This window comes from Priestia sp. YIM B13486 (assembly GCF_042787865.1).
GTDB lineage: Bacteria > Bacillota > Bacilli > Bacillales > Bacillaceae_H > Priestia > Priestia megaterium.
In genome coordinates this window covers 319069-336010 of sequence record NZ_JBHZOZ010000003.1, presented here as the reverse complement: position 1 = coordinate 336010, position 16942 = coordinate 319069, and the positions used below count along the sequence as shown (strand labels likewise).

The 16942-nt window shown below is 39.5% G+C and carries 25 protein-coding genes; 7 read left to right on the top strand and 18 right to left on the bottom strand.

Annotated elements, in window-relative coordinates; all coding sequences use genetic code 11:
• Window positions 1–24: 24 nt before the first annotated feature.
• Window positions 25–816 carry a sulfite exporter TauE/SafE family protein gene (locus ACFX4G_RS10050; RefSeq protein WP_097825268.1) on the bottom strand — a complete coding sequence of 264 codons (792 nt, stop codon included), beginning with the start codon at window positions 814–816 and terminating at the stop codon, window positions 25–27.
• Window positions 817–1128: 312 nt separating this feature from the next.
• On the opposite strand from ACFX4G_RS10050, the gene ACFX4G_RS10045 reads away from it, so the two are divergent.
• Complete coding sequence (locus ACFX4G_RS10045) at window positions 1129–1698, top strand: GNAT family N-acetyltransferase (protein ID WP_043981430.1); 570 nt, start codon at window positions 1129–1131, stop codon at window positions 1696–1698.
• Window positions 1699–1825: 127 nt separating this feature from the next.
• Here ACFX4G_RS10045 and ACFX4G_RS10040 read toward each other — a convergent pair whose 3' ends face one another.
• Window positions 1826–1963 (bottom strand): hypothetical protein, encoded by a 138-nt coding sequence (locus tag ACFX4G_RS10040; protein ID WP_377574882.1) that lies wholly within the window; start codon window positions 1961–1963, stop codon window positions 1826–1828.
• 127 nt (window positions 1964–2090) lie between these two features.
• A complete protein-coding gene (locus ACFX4G_RS10035; RefSeq protein WP_075420978.1) occupies window positions 2091–2915 on the bottom strand; it encodes a 5'-nucleotidase, lipoprotein e(P4) family in 825 nt (274 codons plus the stop codon).
• Window positions 2916–3329: 414 nt separating this feature from the next.
• On the opposite strand from ACFX4G_RS10035, the gene ACFX4G_RS10030 reads away from it, so the two are divergent.
• Window positions 3330–3962: a YitT family protein gene (locus ACFX4G_RS10030; protein ID WP_013083915.1), complete on the top strand. Its 633-nt coding sequence runs from the start codon at window positions 3330–3332 to the stop codon at window positions 3960–3962.
• A 39-nt stretch (window positions 3963–4001) separates the two neighbouring features.
• Here ACFX4G_RS10030 and ACFX4G_RS10025 read toward each other — a convergent pair whose 3' ends face one another.
• Complete coding sequence (locus ACFX4G_RS10025) at window positions 4002–5000, bottom strand: NADP-dependent oxidoreductase (protein ID WP_377574402.1); 999 nt, start codon at window positions 4998–5000, stop codon at window positions 4002–4004.
• A 128-nt stretch (window positions 5001–5128) separates the two neighbouring features.
• On the opposite strand from ACFX4G_RS10025, the gene ACFX4G_RS10020 reads away from it, so the two are divergent.
• Window positions 5129–5356 carry a hypothetical protein gene (locus ACFX4G_RS10020; RefSeq protein ID WP_016764806.1) on the top strand — a complete coding sequence of 76 codons (228 nt, stop codon included), beginning with the start codon at window positions 5129–5131 and terminating at the stop codon, window positions 5354–5356.
• 242 nt (window positions 5357–5598) lie between these two features.
• On the top strand, window positions 5599–6057 hold the full coding sequence (locus ACFX4G_RS10015) for a GyrI-like domain-containing protein (RefSeq protein ID WP_377574399.1): 459 nt from the start codon (window positions 5599–5601) through the stop codon (window positions 6055–6057).
• A gap of 28 nt (window positions 6058–6085) precedes the next feature.
• Here ACFX4G_RS10015 and ACFX4G_RS10010 read toward each other — a convergent pair whose 3' ends face one another.
• Both ACFX4G_RS10010 and ACFX4G_RS10005 read right to left on the bottom strand, forming a co-directional pair.
• Window positions 6086–6559 (bottom strand): hypothetical protein, encoded by a 474-nt coding sequence (locus ACFX4G_RS10010; protein WP_377574396.1) that lies wholly within the window; start codon window positions 6557–6559, stop codon window positions 6086–6088.
• A 98-nt stretch (window positions 6560–6657) separates the two neighbouring features.
• Window positions 6658–6783: a hypothetical protein gene (locus ACFX4G_RS10005; protein WP_013057857.1), complete on the bottom strand. Its 126-nt coding sequence runs from the start codon at window positions 6781–6783 to the stop codon at window positions 6658–6660.
• A gap of 301 nt (window positions 6784–7084) precedes the next feature.
• Between ACFX4G_RS10005 and ACFX4G_RS10000 the strand changes: the two genes are divergently transcribed.
• On the top strand, window positions 7085–7969 hold the full coding sequence (locus ACFX4G_RS10000; protein WP_074895024.1) for a YitT family protein: 885 nt from the start codon (window positions 7085–7087) through the stop codon (window positions 7967–7969).
• A gap of 38 nt (window positions 7970–8007) precedes the next feature.
• Here the strand turns inward: ACFX4G_RS10000 and ACFX4G_RS09995 are convergent, their stop codons facing one another.
• The 9 genes from ACFX4G_RS09995 to ACFX4G_RS09955 form a co-directional block, all read right to left on the bottom strand.
• The gene (locus tag ACFX4G_RS09995; protein ID WP_377574392.1) at window positions 8008–8766 is read right to left on the bottom strand and encodes a cytochrome c oxidase assembly protein; all 759 of its coding nucleotides are present in this window, start codon (window positions 8764–8766) and stop codon (window positions 8008–8010) included.
• Window positions 8759–9241, bottom strand: a complete 483-nt coding sequence (locus tag ACFX4G_RS09990) for a DUF2243 domain-containing protein (protein ID WP_043981423.1) — start codon at window positions 9239–9241, stop codon at window positions 8759–8761. Before ACFX4G_RS09990 ends, ACFX4G_RS09995 begins: the two co-directional genes overlap by 8 nt.
• 946 nt (window positions 9242–10187) lie before the next feature.
• Complete coding sequence (locus ACFX4G_RS09985; protein WP_043981422.1) at window positions 10188–10598, bottom strand: disulfide oxidoreductase; 411 nt, start codon at window positions 10596–10598, stop codon at window positions 10188–10190.
• A complete protein-coding gene (locus ACFX4G_RS09980; RefSeq protein ID WP_097822755.1) occupies window positions 10598–11305 on the bottom strand; it encodes a DsbA family protein in 708 nt (235 codons plus the stop codon). The genes ACFX4G_RS09985 and ACFX4G_RS09980 overlap by 1 nt, the downstream gene beginning before the upstream one ends.
• A gap of 36 nt (window positions 11306–11341) precedes the next feature.
• Window positions 11342–12193: a M56 family metallopeptidase gene (locus tag ACFX4G_RS09975; RefSeq protein WP_377574389.1), complete on the bottom strand. Its 852-nt coding sequence runs from the start codon at window positions 12191–12193 to the stop codon at window positions 11342–11344.
• 3 nt (window positions 12194–12196) lie between these two features.
• Window positions 12197–12610 carry a BlaI/MecI/CopY family transcriptional regulator gene (locus tag ACFX4G_RS09970; RefSeq protein ID WP_013057865.1) on the bottom strand — a complete coding sequence of 138 codons (414 nt, stop codon included), beginning with the start codon at window positions 12608–12610 and terminating at the stop codon, window positions 12197–12199.
• Window positions 12611–12694: 84 nt separating this feature from the next.
• Window positions 12695–12832 carry a YvrJ family protein gene (locus ACFX4G_RS09965; RefSeq protein ID WP_013057866.1) on the bottom strand — a complete coding sequence of 46 codons (138 nt, stop codon included), beginning with the start codon at window positions 12830–12832 and terminating at the stop codon, window positions 12695–12697.
• A gap of 55 nt (window positions 12833–12887) precedes the next feature.
• Entirely contained in the window at window positions 12888–13100 is a 213-nt protein-coding gene (locus ACFX4G_RS09960) for a DUF2922 domain-containing protein (protein WP_377574386.1), read from the bottom strand.
• 15 nt (window positions 13101–13115) lie between these two features.
• Complete coding sequence (locus ACFX4G_RS09955; RefSeq protein ID WP_013057868.1) at window positions 13116–13334, bottom strand: DUF1659 domain-containing protein; 219 nt, start codon at window positions 13332–13334, stop codon at window positions 13116–13118.
• Window positions 13335–13452: 118 nt separating this feature from the next.
• On the opposite strand from ACFX4G_RS09955, the gene ACFX4G_RS09950 reads away from it, so the two are divergent.
• Window positions 13453–13896, top strand: coding sequence for a hypothetical protein (locus ACFX4G_RS09950; RefSeq protein WP_013083930.1), 444 nt, complete (start codon window positions 13453–13455; stop codon window positions 13894–13896).
• A 39-nt stretch (window positions 13897–13935) separates the two neighbouring features.
• Here the strand turns inward: ACFX4G_RS09950 and ACFX4G_RS09945 are convergent, their stop codons facing one another.
• Both ACFX4G_RS09945 and ACFX4G_RS09940 read right to left on the bottom strand, forming a co-directional pair.
• The gene (locus ACFX4G_RS09945) at window positions 13936–14082 is read right to left on the bottom strand and encodes a hypothetical protein (RefSeq protein ID WP_013057870.1); all 147 of its coding nucleotides are present in this window, start codon (window positions 14080–14082) and stop codon (window positions 13936–13938) included.
• Window positions 14083–14239: 157 nt separating this feature from the next.
• On the bottom strand, window positions 14240–15562 hold the full coding sequence (locus ACFX4G_RS09940) for an AlbA family DNA-binding domain-containing protein (protein WP_377574383.1): 1323 nt from the start codon (window positions 15560–15562) through the stop codon (window positions 14240–14242).
• A 148-nt stretch (window positions 15563–15710) separates the two neighbouring features.
• Between ACFX4G_RS09940 and ACFX4G_RS09935 the strand changes: the two genes are divergently transcribed.
• Window positions 15711–16265, top strand: coding sequence for an HAD-IIIA family hydrolase (locus tag ACFX4G_RS09935; RefSeq protein WP_097822759.1), 555 nt, complete (start codon window positions 15711–15713; stop codon window positions 16263–16265).
• Here ACFX4G_RS09935 and ACFX4G_RS09930 read toward each other — a convergent pair.
• Window positions 16216–16791 (bottom strand): poly-gamma-glutamate hydrolase family protein, encoded by a 576-nt coding sequence (locus tag ACFX4G_RS09930; protein WP_043981415.1) that lies wholly within the window; start codon window positions 16789–16791, stop codon window positions 16216–16218. The genes ACFX4G_RS09935 and ACFX4G_RS09930 overlap by 50 nt on opposite strands.
• Window positions 16792–16942 lie beyond the last annotated feature (151 nt).

Genomic DNA, 16942 nt, shown 5'->3' with positions numbered 1-16942 from the left:
CTGTCCTTAAAAAGGCAGCTTTTTTTAATGAATAGATTTCATTAGTAAATCAAACCATATTTTCAGCGAAGTCGCCGTGATAACGATCGCTAAGATAACTTGCAGCGACGCTACCTTCGTCTTTTGCCCAACAAAAGCGCCGATTGGAGCTGCTAGTAAGCTTGCTCCAATAATCATAAGCGCCGGAAGCAAAAGGACTTGATGCGTCATTACTTTACCGAATGTTGTTCCCATAGACGAAATAAACGTCACGGCTAATGAGCTTGCAATCGTTACGCGCACAGGAATTTTTAACACGGTAATCATAATAGGAACAAGTAAAAATGCGCCTCCTGCTCCGACAATCCCCCCGCAAATTCCAACTAAAAACGCCAGAGCTGCTGCCAAAGGTTTTGAAAACGTCACTTCGAATGAATCGGCCGCTGGATTATTTTTTTTGGGCATAAACATTAATCCTGCAGCAATTGTTGCCATCACGCCGTAAATGAAATTGATCATTCCTTCTGAAAACGAGTTTGATAGCGTTGAACCAATGAGACTGCCAACTAAGACGCTGATACCCATATATAAAATTAACGGTTTATTCAAATAGCCGCTCTTTTTGTAAGCAAGAGCTCCTGAAACAGACGCAAACAGCGACTGTACGGCTCCTATACCAGCTACTTCGTGCGCGCTGAACATTCCCACTCCTACAAGAGGCGGAACAAATAGCAGCAGCGGGTACAAAACAACTGATCCTCCAATTCCAAGCATACCTGCTAAAAATGACCCGAAAAACCCGAGTGCAAATACCGTTATTAATAGTTGTACATCCATGTTTTTACCACCTGCTTTTATCAATCCAATATCATGTTTGTTATAAAGTATGTATACTTACCACGCCTTATCGCTTCTTCCATTGTATCACTGTATATGCTTCTTTTCTGTAAAAATATTGATAAAAGTGCTTTCAATTATTAATTTTTTTAATCATTAAAATCCTATCGACTTTATGCGTTATTTACTTTTAGCCTAAACTTCCTCGCTCTCCTCTTTGTTACTTGTGGTAGAATAAAGAAAAACTAGATGTTAGAACTGCCTACACGCTACGCTTATCTCAGCAGGCCCATCATCACAGGAGGCTTTCGTATGTTTGAATACAAAATTGATGACGAAGTTAGTTTGCATTTGATTGAATCAACTGACGCTTTCCCCTTGCTTTCTCTTATTAACGAGTCAAGACCTTACCTAAAAGAATGGCTCCCATGGGTAGATAGCATGCAAAGTATTGCTGACTACGATGAACTCATCCCTGAATGGAGAGCTCAATATTATAATAACCAAGGATTCCAGGCCATCATTCGGTACTACGGAGAAATCGCCGGGATGATTGGTTTTCACGGAATTAATTGGGGAAACAAAAGTACAAGTCTCGGCTATTGGATTGGACATGATTTTCAAGGAAAAGGTATTATGACAAGAGCCGTACACGGATGCCTGAATTATGCATTTAATACGTTAAACCTTCATCGAGTCGAAATACGCTGCGGCGTTAATAACGAAAAAAGTAAAGCCATCCCTGCGCGTCTAGGTTTTACAGAAGAAGGCATTTGCAGAGAAGGTGAATACCTATATGATCACTACCATGACCTTGTGATTTATGGCATGTTAAAACACGAGTGGAAGCAAGTTCCTTATGCTCCTTGGCTTCTTTCTTAAAAAGCAGGATCATTTGGACAAGCTATCGTTTGAACTGACTATATTGGAAAAATTAAAAAGAGGTTGAAGACATAACGAAATGAATCCAACCTAAAGACGAACAAATGAGATACATGAACTGAACCGCTTATGACACCGCAGCTGATTTCCGTGCAAGGCTTCGCTTTCCGCAGGCGGCCGCTGAGCACCCTCGTCGCTTGCGCTTCTGCGGGGTCTCACCTGTTCCGCTTTTCCCGCAGGAGTCTTCACCTTGCCCTCCTATCACCTGCTAGAAGAAACAAGACAAATGAAACTATATTCACCATAACAAAGAAAACGAACGGTTGATCACATGCTGATCAATCGTTCGTTTTTCACTTGGGTTAAAACCCTTTTGTCCCAGCCTCTTTTTTTTAGTTGAAATACTGGAGCTGTTCGCGGCGAAGCTTATCTTTTTGTTTGTCCGAAATTGAGTAGTCGTAGTTATAAATAGCTCCTTCCCAATCTCCATACATTGGATTTGGGAATACGATTAGCTTTTGGCCAAACGTTTCTTTTTGCTCTTCTACAAGCTTATTTCGATCAGTAATGGACTTTTTATCAAAGCCGCTAAAATCAGATAAGTTATCACCAAACAGCAGGACCACATTATGATTCGTCGCTACTTTTTGACGGCGCGTTTCTTTTCCTTCATCTTTTGGACCCGTTAATAGCACATGGTCTTTGGTTGCTTGAGGAATATGTAAATTCTTTAGGTTTTTAATTGTTGCCTCAAGCTGAGAAGTTGTACGGCCCGAAATATAGTAAATATCTACACCTTTTTGATCCGCATACGTCAAGAAATCAACAGCACCTGGTACTGCTTTCGCTTTTGCTGCTTGCACCCACTCATCCCATTTATAAGGAAATCCTTTTCCGGTTTTGATTGCTGAAGCTTGAAATGGGCTATTATCAAGCACGGTCTCATCTAAATCCAAAATAATGGCAGGCTTTTTATCGGTACTTTTTGCAAGCGCCTCATCTAAACGAAGCTTTCCAGTATTATAGCCTTGGTAATACAAAGCTTTCATTTCGCCGGATGTTTGGTACCAAGCATCGGCCATGATTTGCTGATCAGGTAGGTGTTGTGCGGGTTCTTTTTTCTCAGCAGACACTTCTTTTTCCTGCTGAGGGGCACATGCCGTCAATGAAAAAGCAAGTACAGCCACCCCTGTCAACGCTGATAATTTCTTATTCATTTCGCATCCACTTCCATCTCTACATATTTTTATGCTAATAATGTTATATATTACCTCAATTAAACAAAAAATCAATAAAAATACGAATTATATTTTAATTTTAGTTAAAATTGTTCGTTTTAACTATTTTTTCTCCCTTTTTTAACCATTATCCAAATATTTGTTTATACATTTTCCAAAATCCGTTTTTCTCATTCTTTCTTTGTAATCTTTTTTTAGAAACATATTGGTTTATCGCTCATTCGCTTCAAAAAAACTTAATAAATCTGAATTATCTAACTTTTAATCTTGTGTTAGATTCTCTCACAAAAGTGCTTTTTTTTGAAAAGATATATAGTAAAATAGATTTTGTGAATTAAAAGACGGTGTTTTCTATCGAAAGTATTGTATAAATATACAAAAGGGGATGGAGATATGAATCACGTAAAACAATGGGGATGGATTACCTTTGGCTGTTTGTGCGTTGCCATAGGGATTCAATTTTTAACCGCTTCTAACCTCGTTATTGGCGGAACAGCAGGACTTGGAATCGTCCTGCAGCATTTAACCGGTATTTCATTTGGGGTATTGTTCTTTATCATCAATTTACCATTTTATTTTATGGCTCTTACGCAAATTGGGCTGCAATTTACGATAAAAAGCTTCATCAGCGTTAGCCTGATGTCAGTGATGTCTGATTTATTAGCTGCCAACTTTTCGTTTGCGCTTCCGCATCCGCTTGTAGCTGCGATTGTGGGCGGCATTATTGTCGGCATTGGACTGATCTTTTTGTTTCGCCACGGCTCTTCTCTTGGCGGAATCAACATGCTATGCGTGTTTCTTGATAAACGCTTTGGCATCAATCCAGGTAAAACAATGCTTTTGACAGATGTGTTGATTGTAGGCTCTGCAACTGTGGTATTCGGTGTAGTTCAAGTTCTTTATTCGTTAATCGGTATCTTCATCATGACAGGACTGCTTGGACGCTATCACAAACGCTCGCCAATCGAACGAACTGGTGAACATATGGAAGAAGAAGCAAAACAACAAACGGCTTCAACTATGTAAAAAAACCGTGCGGGAATAATCCCACACGGTTTTTTACGCTTATTCTGCTACTTTTACAAGCTGTTTTCCTAAGTTTGTTCCTTCAAATAAACCAAGGAACGCTTCAGGTACATTTTCAAAACCTTCTACAACGTTTTCGCTGTACTTGATTTTCCCTTGCTGCACCCATTCCCCTAACTGCTTAATGCCTTCAGGGAATTTGTCTGCATAGTCGGCTACGATAAAGCCTTTCATTAACGCACTGTTAATTAATAAAGGTGTTTGAACACGCGGTCCAACATCTTGTTTTTCTAAGTTATACAGTGAAATTTGGCCGCAAAGCGGAATGCGCGCAAATTTATTTAATAAGCTAACAACTGCATCTGAAATCTCTCCACCGACGTTTTCAAAGTAAACATCAACGCCATTAGGACACGCTTCTTTCAACGCTTCTTTTACATTTCCTTTTTTATAATTAATCACTTCATCAAATCCGAGCTCATCTTTTAAATAAGCAATTTTATCTTCAGAACCTGCGATGCCGACAACACGTGCGCCTTTAATTTTAGCGATTTGACCAACAACAGATCCAACAGCACCTGCTGCACCGGAAACGACTACTGTTTCGCCTTCTTTTGGCTGACCGATTTCAAGCAGTCCAAAGTAAGCTGTGAGACCAGGCATACCAAGAACGCCGATAGCCGTTGTAATTGGCGCTAGCTCTGGATCAACTTTCTGTAAGTTCTTTGCTTCTGCAGCTGAATAGCGTTTCCAAGGAAGCATACCCGTCACGATATCGCCTTCTTTAAAACGATCTGATTTTGATTCCGTTACGCGTGCTACAATGCCGCCTGCAAGCGGTGCGTTTAGCTCAAATGGAGGAACATATGATTTTGTATCGTTCATGCGTCCTCTCATATACGGATCAACAGAAAGGTACAGTGTTTGAACAAGTACCTCGCCTTCTTTCGCTGTAGGCATTTCAATTTTTTCGTATTTAAACGTATCTTTTGTTGGCATTCCCTTTGGGCGTTCTGCTAATAAAATTTGTTCATTCATCGATATCGCTCCTTTTTATTTCTCTGTTTTTTGTAAAATGTGCTAAACTTACCTTTGTTATTTTAAATTATATATTGTGCACAACGCAAAAAATATGATTGTGCAATAACACCGAAGGAGAAAAAGACATGGAGCTAATTCGCTGTAAAGAAGATGTTGTTAAAAAACTAAACGAGTTTGTTGAAGTAACTCCCCCCGTTATTTTGTTTAAAAAAGGCAATATGTATCCGATTAAAATGGATATCAACTACAACTGGATTGCCACAGACGAACAAGGTCATGAGCATATTGTCGCTTCAAACACAAAGAATGTGCAGGACGACTACTGGTTTAGCTACCATTTTGACTTATATTAAGGAGTTTCCCGGATTTACTCTTCGTAAACGTTATATAAATAAAGTGTTGCATTAATAAAAACAGCGTGCGAATTCCGGCGCTGTTTTTATGTAATAATTAGAGTATCTCAAGCACGTGTTTGAAGCTTTGATCATGTTCCATTTTCTGCATCGATATCTACTTAAGATTATGTTACAATCACGGTAAAGTAATTTATGATTGATAGAATAAAAGCTAGAGCTTGAAAAATTCGAGGTGGATTATGCAAGGTAAAGTTGTATATAAAGAAGGATTTTCAGTGATAGGCATAGCAAAAAACGGAGAGTATCAAAAAGAGAATCTTTTGAAGCAAATACTTAAAGAAAAAGAAATGATTAGCTCTTCAAAAGAACCTCATATGGTTACAGGCATTTGCATGGCTCCGAAAAAAGAAAATTATTTTTATATTGCAGGGACAGAAGTGGCTGATATGGCTTTTATTCCAAACGGTATGAGCGTTCATACGTTTCCTTCGTTTACATACCTGCAGTTTAAACACAGAGGTCCCATTACATCGCTCGGGTCGACGTACAACAGCATCTGGAATGAATGGCTGCCGAACTCTCCTTACAGCATGATTGAAGGTCCTGCTCTTGAAATTGTAAATACAGCTATACACAGCAATTTATATAGTGATACATATGAAATGGATATTTATATTCCCATAAAGCTGGGACAATAAAAAAGGTGAACTTACGTTCACCTTTTTCCTATTTTTGCAGCTGTTTATATAAATGATAAAGAGTAAAAACGCACTCTGGATGACGCTCTTTATGGTTAAAAAATCCGTGAGGAAACATGAGTGAAAGATTCCCTTTTTCAATTCCGGTCACATACTTGTTTTCCATAAGCGGATATTCTTTCACAACCCAGTGCGCTTCATCAATAGTAGACGTAACCACTTCACCAAAGTATACGCCCATACACTCTTCGAATTCTTCTTTTGTCATCGAAAAATAGTCAAAGCAGTTGCTGTCTTCTAGATCATAGTAAAGAAGCTCTAATATTTTCAAACTTTCATCTGTAAAATCAACGATGAATTCATCTACCGCTTTGCTTATTTCATGAACGTGATTCATGCACTGTTCGCGCACTTGATGATAGTAATAGCTAGCTTCAAACTGATGTTCACACGTCACTAACGATTCTCCGTATGATGCTGTTAGATCATGATGCTTGCTCATGCTGACACCTCCACGCTATGCTTATGGAGCAAGTATAACATTAACCAAGCAGATATTGATCATCTTCCATTAACAACCTATCCGTGGCAATATTAGGTTCACTTTTTACTCATTATTCTGCCGTACACAAATCCTCCGCTGACAAGAAGAATACCGCTAATTAATACGCTGCTTAAAAAGGTTTGCGAATGCATCAAGTGATTATACATCATCCACACGCTCATTTCGTCATCTCCTTTTGGCTTTTTTAACTAGTATCCCCGGTTTTCTTGGCGCACATGCCGGCGTTTTCACTGTTTTTTCATCAAGTTTCTATATAGTTAAAGCCGTGAAGCCAACTATCTTTTTTCATCGTTTTACTCCTTAAAAAGCCTGCTTATGACTCTGAAGCAGGCTTTTTTTACATGGTGAAACAAGTGATTAAGCCGTCTATCCCCACTAATTGTGCATAGTAAGGTATAATTAAAGATAGTTTCACTTTTCTAAAGTGAGAAATACATATGAGGCATCAAAGGAGACATGCAAATGACAGAACTCGAAAAAGCGAAAATTCAGCACCGAAAGCTGTCCAAGGGACAGGTATTTGGAAGGGCCATCGCCATTGCGATCGGTGCGCTGCTCATGGCCACAGGACTTGAAATTTTCCTCGTTCCGAACCACGTTGTCGACGGAGGAATTACCGGTATTTCCATCATGCTTTCGCACCTTACTGGCGTAAATCTAGGAATCTTTCTTTTTGTACTAAATCTTCCGTTTGTATTTATTGGGTACAAGCAAATGGGGAAAACATTTGCCCTTTCCACTATTTTTGGCATACTGGTTGTATCCATCTTAACTTCTATGTTTCATGAAGTCCCCGCGTTTACCGCAGACGTTCTTCTTGCTACCGTTTTTGGAGGGATTATTCTCGGAATTGGAATTGGACTAGTAATTCGCTACGGCGGAGCGCTTGACGGTACGGAGATACTTGCCATTTTAATCAGTAAAAAAATTCCGTTTTCCGTGGGAGAAATTGTGATGTTTTTCAACTTCTTCATTTTAGGAGCAGCGGGATTTGTGTTCACGTGGGACCGCGCCATGTATTCCATCCTTGCGTACATCATTGCAGCTAAAGCCATTGATACGGTTGTAGAAGGATTGGAAGAATCAAAATCCGCTTGGATTATTAGCGAATATTCCGACGAAATTGGCGATGCGATTAATGCGCGTCTAGGTCGAGGCGTTACCTATTTGCACGGTGAAGGTGCTTATACGGGCGATGATAAAAAAGTGATTTTCTGCATCATCACGCGCCTTGAAGAATCAAAGCTAAAAACCATTGTTGAAGATTTTGATCCTACTGCCTTTTTAGCCGTTGCAGATATTACCGAAGTCCGCGGCGGACGCTTTAAAAAACGAAACATTCACTAAAAAAACGCGCAGAAAGCACCATGCTTTCTGCGCGTTTTTTATGTAAGAGATACTTTTTGAACCTGTTTAAACCATTCATAACAAAGAAGCACAATTAAACCTAAGTCGATTAAATCGCCTCCGTAATACATCAGCATAGCCCCTTGCTGCGCCCCTTCCGCCGATACGTGCATAGGCGGGTGAGCGTACACATATTTTGATAAAATACCGTGAGCAGCAAGAGCAAGAACCAATACGGATGCCCGGTGCGTAAAAGTTTTTTGATGCGGCGAAGGATCGATTGAAATCATCGATACGGTGAATAAATAGCCGGCTAAAAACACGTGAATATGTACAGCGACATGCACGAAAAAAGAGTGATGCATCATGCCATACAGACTTGTTGTATAAAGAATCCAAAGTCCTCCTACGTTAAGAACAGAAGCTGTCACCGGACTGCTGATGCACCGAACAAACCGTCCTTTTAAAAGTTTTGACACTTTTCTGGCTGCATGAACCGGAAGCGTGCGAAGCAGCAGCGTAAGAGGTGCTCCTAACGCCATTAAAAGCGGAGCTAGCATACCTAAAAGCAAATGCCCCGTCATATGCGCAGCAAAGTCCATATGAGCACGGGCTGCGAGCGGTCCGGCTACAGAAGATATGGCGCATAAAATACCAAGTGTCCAGCTGGACGTCCTATATAATGACCATTTTCTATACGTTGCATTCGAAGAAGCTACAGCCCACATGTATAAAAAAAAGGCAGCGACAAAAGGCAGGGCTAATAAAAGCTGAGACAATACTTCATATTTAATCATGATGTGCACCTTGTTTACGTGTAAACCATGTTAAAATGATGCCAATAAGCAGCATCAAACATGCAAGTACATTCCACGTAATGTCGTAAGGTGCAATCTTCACTCCGTACCGGATTTGATGAAGTCCCATAAGCTTATGCTGCACGGTCCCGTCATAAAGCTGAAACGCCCCGGCTCCAAGCAATACTCCTCCTATCCACCTTTTCACCCACCAGCCGCCTCGGCGCCTTAGATCTGCCACCATAAAAAGTGATGCAATTGTAGCGAACCAGCTGAATGCATGAAACAAACCGTCCGACACTAAACCAGCGGCCGTTGTGGATTTATCATAAAAATGATGCCAATGAAGCAGCTGATGAAACACTGCTTCATCAATAAAAGCAACTAACCCTACGCCAAACAAAAAGCCTGACCAGCTATTTCGAGTGCGATGAACCACGCGCTGATTTGCAGTTGCTTCGTGTTTCTTTTCCATATATATACCTCCCTGGCAGCTCTTTAAGTTTATATCGATTCTAATGAACGTATACCCTATTAAAGAGAAATGAATCTATAATATGGAAAAATAGGAGCTATATCCTAATATCGTTTTCACTATCTTTTCACCATAAAGGTATAGGATAGTATTTGCGAAGCCAATTAGCATATTTTTTCATAGTTTTACTCCCTTTCTAATGACCTGTTTCCCCAGAGCAGGTCTTTTTTATATCCCGCTTCTCTTTTCACCATTTTTTCACCATAAAGGTATAGGATAGTACTTGCGAAGCCAATTAGCATATTTTTTTCATAGTTTTACTCCTTTTGAAGATCTGCTTCCCCAGAGCAGGTCTTTTTTTATATTCCGCTTCTCTTTTCATCATTTTTTCACCATAAAGGTATAGGATAGTACTTGCGAAGCCAATTAGCATATTTTTTCATAGTTTTACTCCCTTTCTAATGACCTGTTTCCCCAAAGCAGGTCTTTTTTATATCCCGTTTCTCTTTTCACCATTTTTTCACCATAAAGGTATAGGATAGTACTTGCGAAGCCAATTAGCATGTTTTTTTCATAGTTTTACTCCTTTGTGAAGACCTGCTTCCCCAGAGCAGGTCTTTTTTTGTTTTTTCTAAAAGCTTCCATCTTTTCACCGTTTTTTCACTTTTCTTTTGTATACTAAGTTTGTCAAAGCAATTTCATCATTTTTCATAAATGACCCCTATTTATTCCCCGCTTTTTGTGAGCGGGGCTTTTTTTGTAAGAAAAGCATATTTTCACCTTTTTTTAAAAAAAGCTTTTCTCTTTTCACCGTTTTTTCACTTTTCTTTTATATACTGTTCTTGTCAAAACAATTTCATCATTTTTCATAGATGTACCCTATTTGCACCCGCTTCTTGGAAGCGGGACTTTTTTTGTTTCCATACAAAAAAGCTTAACCCGGAGGTTAAGCTTTTTTCGCCTGCTTGCGAAGAACAAGCATCATAATTGTAATGACAGTAAACGCAATAAACGCTAAAAAAGGAATGGTGATAAATCCAAGCCAGTTAATATATTGACCTGAGCAAGGAACACCGCTTGTACACGTTTCAAATGCTTTAAGAGCCGGTATCTTCTGCAGGCAATAATGATAGCCTGAAAGCGCCATACCAATCACTGAAAACGGCAGGACGTATTTGTAGATGAACGTATCATTCCGATACACGGCTACACCTAGCACAATCGCGAGCGGATACATTAAAATTCGCTGATACCAGCAAAGTTCACACGGAATAAAGTGAAGAACTTCACTAAACGTCAAGCTTCCAAGCATCGCGATAAGCGCTGTAATCCACCCGAAGACCAAAGACTTGTTCATTATTTGTTCTCCTTAGCCGCATCTTTGACCATTTGATCAAAGTCATCGATTGTTTTTCCTTCGAATTTTTTGCCGCCTACATAAATGGTTGGTGTACCTGTGATGCCTAAGTTATTGGCTGTCTTCATATCTTGATCAAACGCATCTTTTCCTTTTCCATCTTTAAAAGCACTCGCTACTTTTTTCGCATCGGCATCGCTAGATACTTCTTTCAGCGTATCTTCTAAGTAAGATTCCGTTAAGACATCTTTCTTTTCATCCGCTGCGTTTTGCTTTTTATAAAGAAGTTCATGGAATTTCCAAAATGTATCGTTCCCAAGCTCTTTATATACCGTCTCGGCAAACTCTGCTGCACGAGATGAGTCATTGTTGATAAACGCATAGTTCATAAAGTAGAATTTGACTTTGCCTGTATCTACATAATCTTTTTGAATCAGCGGGAAAAAGGATTCCGTGAAGTTTTTACAAGCCGGACATTTGTAATCTCCAAACTCTACCACTTCTACCGGAGCTGACTCTTTTCCAAGATACGGCTGATTATCATATGTAAGAGCGGCCTTTTCATCTCCTCCGCCCTTTGACATATTAGAAAGGACGATTAACCCTAAAATACAGACCGCAATAATTCCAATCACCCAAAAAATCCACTTGCTCGAGGACGTTTGCTGATTGGGCGTTACTTTTTTCTTTTTCTTTGCTTTTGACACAATCTCATCTCCTTCTTTTCTTTCTCTCTTACAAACTTACAAAGCTGTTAGAGCGGTAAAAATTAGCGCACACAAAATAAAAAACACGTATAGCGACGTCAGCGTTAAAATAACAGGAGGCTGCATCGGAATTTTCGTTTCCGGATTTAAAATATATTGAATGCGATAATTAACCGACGTATCAGCAAACGATACGTGCGCACACGAAAGACTTGTCTGTCCCGTTTTAACCATTTTTAAAAGGGCGCTGCCGATGTGAGCAGACGTGCCATTTTTCACAATGGCATCTTGATCAGCCAGCACTTCACGCATGACTTTGAAACGTTTATGGCTCCATTTAATAAACGGAATATACCATAATGCAGAAGCAAGCGTGCTTAGTAAAAATGTTTTGAGCGGATCTTTATTTGCAACATGTGACTGCTCGTGGTAAATAACAGCTTCTAGTTCATTTTCATCAAGCACCGAGAGCAACCCTGTAGACAGAACGATGTGCGGTGTAAACAATCCCATTGTTAATGCAATGGGCTGATCTGTTGTTAAAACTGTTAAATTCTTTCCGTACGCTTTTTGCAGGTGAGCCGTTGTTGTTTCATTTCGCAGCTTCGTAATCATTTTACGGACTTTCCGCATTTGAATCACTTGCTTTACAGCTTTAATGAACAGTACAAACATCGTATGAAAAATAACCGCATTCAGCATGTATTCAATAAAAAACAAGCCGAAAAAGTGGGCTACTTTGTTACAAAGTAAAATTAAGTTAAACGATAAATTCCATCCAAACAGCAAATGCAGCACATACATGCCCATTTGCATAAGCAACGTCACGGCAATAAAAAAGCACAGGTTAAAAATAAGCTTAGAACGCTTTAGTATTCCTTGATTCATTGATTATTCATCCTTTTTTAACTGTTTGACTTTTGATTCGAGCATGCTTAACAGTGAATCATCAACTTCTTCTAACGCATCAAGCATATGAGTAACAGCAAGCGAGCCAAATTCGTCGATCAATTCGTGCGTTAACTCTTTCGACTGAGCGTCGATAAATTCCTCTTTAGAGAGAATCGGCTGATACATCGACGTACGTCCTTTTAAACGCTTTTGCAACACGCCTTTTTCCACCAATCGATTCATAACGGTCATAACGGTGTTGAAGTTCACTGCTTTTTCTTTCTCAAGCACGTGCTGCACATCTTTAATGGACATTTCACTTCCGTTCCATAAAGCCGTCATAATTTTTGCTTCAAGCGGGCCAAAAAAGCGATTAAGGCCGGTTTCGTTAAATTTGAATTTTTCAATTTTCATATTCGACACCTCACACTACCAATTGTAGTGTGAGGTGTCAAATCCGTCAACTTTTCCATGACAACTGCCTTACAATTGTCATAATCACTTTTTTACTTCATCGGTTAAATGCTGAATGGATAGCACAACTGTATCGAGCTTGGCTTCAATTCGGTGAAGTAAATAAAGCGTCACCACAACGGGAAAACCAACGTCTGAGACAAGCGTAAACCACTCTGTCATCTTCCTCTCTCCTTTTAAAAAAGCCCTTCGCACCGAAGTGGAAGGACTTTCATTTTTAAATCGTAAATTCGGTTACATTTCGCTCGACGATTTGAGCGCCTTTTCTGGAAACGAGCGCTCCGCCGCTTGAAGTAAAGACATCGCTTGCGATCAGCGCGTTCATTGCTGCTGTGATGGCTGCCGCGTCTAACGTATCTTTAGGTGATTCAATCGATAGGCTTATTGCTTTTTGTGACTCATTCAAAAACTGCATCGTTAAAGTTTTCATACTCTACCTCTTTTCTTATTTTAAAAGTGAAAACGTGACAACTTCGTTGATTTCAACAAGCGGCAGTGACTGTAGGCTGGCAATGGTTTCACTTGCTGTAATGAGTGCATCTGCAGAACTTCCAGGCTGAATGTTCATATAGGATTTTGTCTTTAAATCGGGTTTTCCATCCTCTTTTATTCCTTGTTCTAATACTAAGCGAAGCTGGCTTGAATGCTGAATTTTTTCTGCCATCTTTTATTCCCCCTTTCACTTTATATATAGAAATGGAAATAGGAAAGAGGGATGATGGAAACATAAAAATTTTTGGTTTATAATGGGAGATAGTCTGAGTTAGAAAGAGGCTTTGGTAATGAGAAAGTGGAGCTTTTTATTTTTTGTTCTAGCATTCATGCACCCAGCTTCAGCACTTGCTGACGACGGTGCAGATGAAAAAAAGCTTGGTCCGTTTTACTACACGGTTTCTCATGATTATAGTCGAGAAAAATGGGATGTAGGGGTGTTAAATCAGCAAGACAAAACGAACATTCCTGAGACTGATTTGAACGATGAAACGCTAAAATTGTTTCAGCGTACGGTTGATGATTTAGCAGACCTCGCGATTCGATTTGCTGCTATGAGCGTACTGCTTGTATGTTCACTCGTTGTTTTTACGTACTTTCGCATTCAAAGAAAACGCCCTTTTCTCCGCTTGTTTTTTGTTTTTTCAAGCGTTGGCTTTCTATTTTGCGTCTATACATCATTGGAGTTATTTAAAAAAACTGAACAAGCAAAATCTTTATTTTACTTACTATGACTTGAAACCCCAAAAAAACCAGCCGATCGGCTGGTTTTTTCATGCATTTCTTACGGTTATGTACTTCTGTTCATACGTCATTTCTTCCGTTTGCTTTTGCTGCTCCAAATGGTAATAAGCAGCGCATACTCCTCCTAACCCAGCCAGTGCTAGGACAATTAGAAGTATGGATGTCGCTTTTTTCATTGCCTTTTCTCCCCTTATGTTTAACCCTACCTAGCAACGGCATCCGTAAAAAAGAGTCCCCTTTCTCTTCTTTACTTGCTCATTACTTACGAAAGATATTATCATATTTTTTTTCACTTTTGTCATTTTTTTAGTTATTGTCAAAAAATTGTATATTTTATCCTTGATTTAATGAGTGTTTAAGAAAGTCAATGGACTGGTTTTTTGAAAGGCCAAACGCTGTCACGATATAATCAACGTAGGCAAGAAGCTCCAGATCCCCTCCTAATTTTGTTGTTTTAAATGATCGATTAAATCGATATTGCTTTTTATCTGAAAAGACGAGCCCTTCTTCTTCTAGAAATGTTTGAAATTGCTCATGCGGAAAGTAAAGCACATCGTTTCGAACGTTCTCTAAGTCAATCACAATAATCATATCTTCCAGCTCTGCTTTTAATTCCATCATACAATCAATGTATCCGCCGATGCAGCTGATTAAAGATGTGAGAAAAAAGGGTCCGTTTATATATTGAAACTGCTCAAAAATCGTCTCATCGATGTAGCTTGAAATACTTGACTTTAATACGTCATGAATTGGTTTTGATTCTTCCATGTACGGAATAGGAATATGAAACTTAGCTGATCCGTTATAAAACTGCTCCCACGCAATTGTTTTATCATACGCATCAATCACATCTGTGCTTCGAAAAATGATAGATTCCGCTGAATAAGAGGCTTTAACAAACGGTGTATGCAGCATCACCGTACTCTCCTCGTCCAAACGATAGTATTTTGGCTCGCTAGACTTGCTTAAAATATATTGCTTTAACCGTTCTTCTTCCATTTGTTCAACTAAATGCAAATCATATAGTGGCAGCACGTACATATTACACATCCCGTAATGAATATAGCTTTTCCCGTGCATCGGCCATTTTCTGTTATAGATAGACAGTTCTTTTGTGCAAAATTCCTCTATTCGCTGCGTTTGATCCTCGGATTTTTGATAGAGTCGATCTAAATGATAGCGATCATCGATTTCCGTAACGGGAGATGTGCCGCTTCCAATTCTTCTGTAAATTTTCCCGTAAGACATGTACGGAGGGTTTGGGCCTTCGGGAATCCAAATAACAAAAACACCTTGCCCGGGGTGATCTTCAGGTGATAAAAAACGCGTAACGATACGAGGAATGGGATTGGTGACATCTTTAAGCATATTATTAATAAACAGCTCATATTCTTTGCGCTCGAGCAGGTTAATGGAATGGTCGTCTTCATCTACGCCAAAAATAAGCCACCCTCCTTTTTCATTGGCAAACGAAGCGATGATATTTGGGATTTTCCGTTTGACCGTTGAGCTTACTTCGCGCTTGAACTCAAGCTGATAGCCTTCTTCTAAATGTTTTTTCATCATGCGCTGCACATCTGAAAACTCAATTTCTCCAATTGTTTTTTTCTTTCCGTCTTCGCTTATAAATGGTGAATAAAACGATTCTTCGTTCACTTGTCTTCCCCTCCTCACCACTTCTATTTAACTTATCCATATGATGAGAAGTAAAAAGACAGTCATATTTCTTTGATTTTTTTCAAAAAACAAAGTTTTTACCAAATTAATCCTGTTTTATATTATGATAGAAAAAGAGGTGAAGAATATGATTGAAGCAATATTTTTAGACCGAGACGGAACGATTGGAGGCAGTAATGAAATACAATATCCAGGTGATTTTCAGCTGTTCCCCCAAGCAAAGCAAGCGATTATAGACATAAAGAAACAAAACATTCCGCTGTTTTCCTTTACGAATCAGCCCGATATTACAAAAGGAAAGGTAAAGAAATCACAGTTTATCTCTGAGCTTTTAGCTTTTGGATTTGATGATGTTTACCTTTGTCCTCATGAAGATTCAGACAATTGTTCGTGCCGCAAACCAAGGCCGGGCATGCTGTTAAAAGCAGCCGAGGAGCACAGCTTAAATTTGGCTAATTGCATCGTGATTGGCGACCGGTGGAAAGACCTCGTAGCGGCCCATGCAGCAGGAGCACAATGTATTTTAGTGTTAACAGGAGCTGGGCACGACACGTTACATGTACGGGAAAAATGGGCTGACGTACAAGCAGCCTTTATTGCAGCCAATATACAGGAAGCTGTTGAATTTATCTTTACATCACTGAGTTCACAGCCGATACTACCGCATTCACATACTCGTTAAACAGCTGATTGTTCTGTAATAATTGTTCATACTGCGGAGTGGTTATTTCAAGTTGCAGTCCTTTGTGGCGCTGATTGCCGTTTGCGATATTTCGAGGTGAAACGCCTTTTAAATGCACGGGCGTTTCACTGATCGGAAAACCTGAGAGTGCATGACGCACCGCTTTTTCTAACTTTTCGTCTCTTCCTCCGATATAAGTCGTGCAGACGTCGCTGTAGGCACCGTGAAGAGAAATCGTGACCTCTGATTTTTTAACGAGATGACGCGCCATTTCTTCATCGTAGTTTGCAGACGTAACATGCAATTCAAACGGATTTTCTGTTTTCAGCGTTTTAAATACGTACACCGTTGCGTTCAGCTTTTCTGCTATTTTTTCTGCTACTTCTTCTGTCCCAATTTCCATCGTTCCTCCGTGAATAGCAAGCACGACAATTTCTCTCCGGCGAACGACACATTCTATTTCGTAATCAATTCCCGCTCGTTCACACTGTGATAGTTCTTGAAAACTTTGATACACATCCCTCATCCGTTTCTTCACACCTTTCTTTTATCTTTCATATACCCAGGCTTTATTTTTTCTTTTTCTTCATATAGTAAAGGTATTAACCCTTTGTTTACTCGTTTATTTTTGTTTTTATACTTTATATTTTAGTGTGCACAAAAATTTTTTTTGAAAT

Coding starts and splice junctions, on each gene's coding strand:
- ACFX4G_RS10050 (WP_097825268.1), bottom strand. CDS start 816: ATGGATGTACAACTATTAATAACGGTATTTGCACTCGGGTTTTTCGGG.
- ACFX4G_RS10045 (WP_043981430.1), top strand. CDS start 1,129: ATGTTTGAATACAAAATTGATGACGAAGTTAGTTTGCATTTGATTGAA.
- ACFX4G_RS10035 (WP_075420978.1), bottom strand. CDS start 2,915: ATGAATAAGAAATTATCAGCGTTGACAGGGGTGGCTGTACTTGCTTTT.
- ACFX4G_RS10030 (WP_013083915.1), top strand. CDS start 3,330: ATGAATCACGTAAAACAATGGGGATGGATTACCTTTGGCTGTTTGTGC.
- ACFX4G_RS10025 (WP_377574402.1), bottom strand. CDS start 5,000: ATGAATGAACAAATTTTATTAGCAGAACGCCCAAAGGGAATGCCAACA.
- ACFX4G_RS10020 (WP_016764806.1), top strand. CDS start 5,129: ATGGAGCTAATTCGCTGTAAAGAAGATGTTGTTAAAAAACTAAACGAG.
- ACFX4G_RS10015 (WP_377574399.1), top strand. CDS start 5,599: ATGCAAGGTAAAGTTGTATATAAAGAAGGATTTTCAGTGATAGGCATA.
- ACFX4G_RS10010 (WP_377574396.1), bottom strand. CDS start 6,559: ATGAGCAAGCATCATGATCTAACAGCATCATACGGAGAATCGTTAGTG.
- ACFX4G_RS10005 (WP_013057857.1), bottom strand. CDS start 6,783: ATGAGCGTGTGGATGATGTATAATCACTTGATGCATTCGCAAACCTTT.
- ACFX4G_RS10000 (WP_074895024.1), top strand. CDS start 7,085: ATGACAGAACTCGAAAAAGCGAAAATTCAGCACCGAAAGCTGTCCAAG.
- ACFX4G_RS09995 (WP_377574392.1), bottom strand. CDS start 8,766: ATGATTAAATATGAAGTATTGTCTCAGCTTTTATTAGCCCTGCCTTTT.
- ACFX4G_RS09990 (WP_043981423.1), bottom strand. CDS start 9,241: ATGGAAAAGAAACACGAAGCAACTGCAAATCAGCGCGTGGTTCATCGC.
- ACFX4G_RS09985 (WP_043981422.1), bottom strand. CDS start 10,598: ATGAACAAGTCTTTGGTCTTCGGGTGGATTACAGCGCTTATCGCGATG.
- ACFX4G_RS09975 (WP_377574389.1), bottom strand. CDS start 12,193: ATGAATCAAGGAATACTAAAGCGTTCTAAGCTTATTTTTAACCTGTGC.
- ACFX4G_RS09970 (WP_013057865.1), bottom strand. CDS start 12,610: ATGAAAATTGAAAAATTCAAATTTAACGAAACCGGCCTTAATCGCTTT.
- ACFX4G_RS09965 (WP_013057866.1), bottom strand. CDS start 12,832: ATGACAGAGTGGTTTACGCTTGTCTCAGACGTTGGTTTTCCCGTTGTG.
- ACFX4G_RS09960 (WP_377574386.1), bottom strand. CDS start 13,100: ATGAAAACTTTAACGATGCAGTTTTTGAATGAGTCACAAAAAGCAATA.
- ACFX4G_RS09955 (WP_013057868.1), bottom strand. CDS start 13,334: ATGGCAGAAAAAATTCAGCATTCAAGCCAGCTTCGCTTAGTATTAGAA.
- ACFX4G_RS09950 (WP_013083930.1), top strand. CDS start 13,453: ATGAGAAAGTGGAGCTTTTTATTTTTTGTTCTAGCATTCATGCACCCA.
- ACFX4G_RS09945 (WP_013057870.1), bottom strand. CDS start 14,082: ATGAAAAAAGCGACATCCATACTTCTAATTGTCCTAGCACTGGCTGGG.
- ACFX4G_RS09935 (WP_097822759.1), top strand. CDS start 15,711: ATGATTGAAGCAATATTTTTAGACCGAGACGGAACGATTGGAGGCAGT.
- ACFX4G_RS09930 (WP_043981415.1), bottom strand. CDS start 16,791: ATGAGGGATGTGTATCAAAGTTTTCAAGAACTATCACAGTGTGAACGA.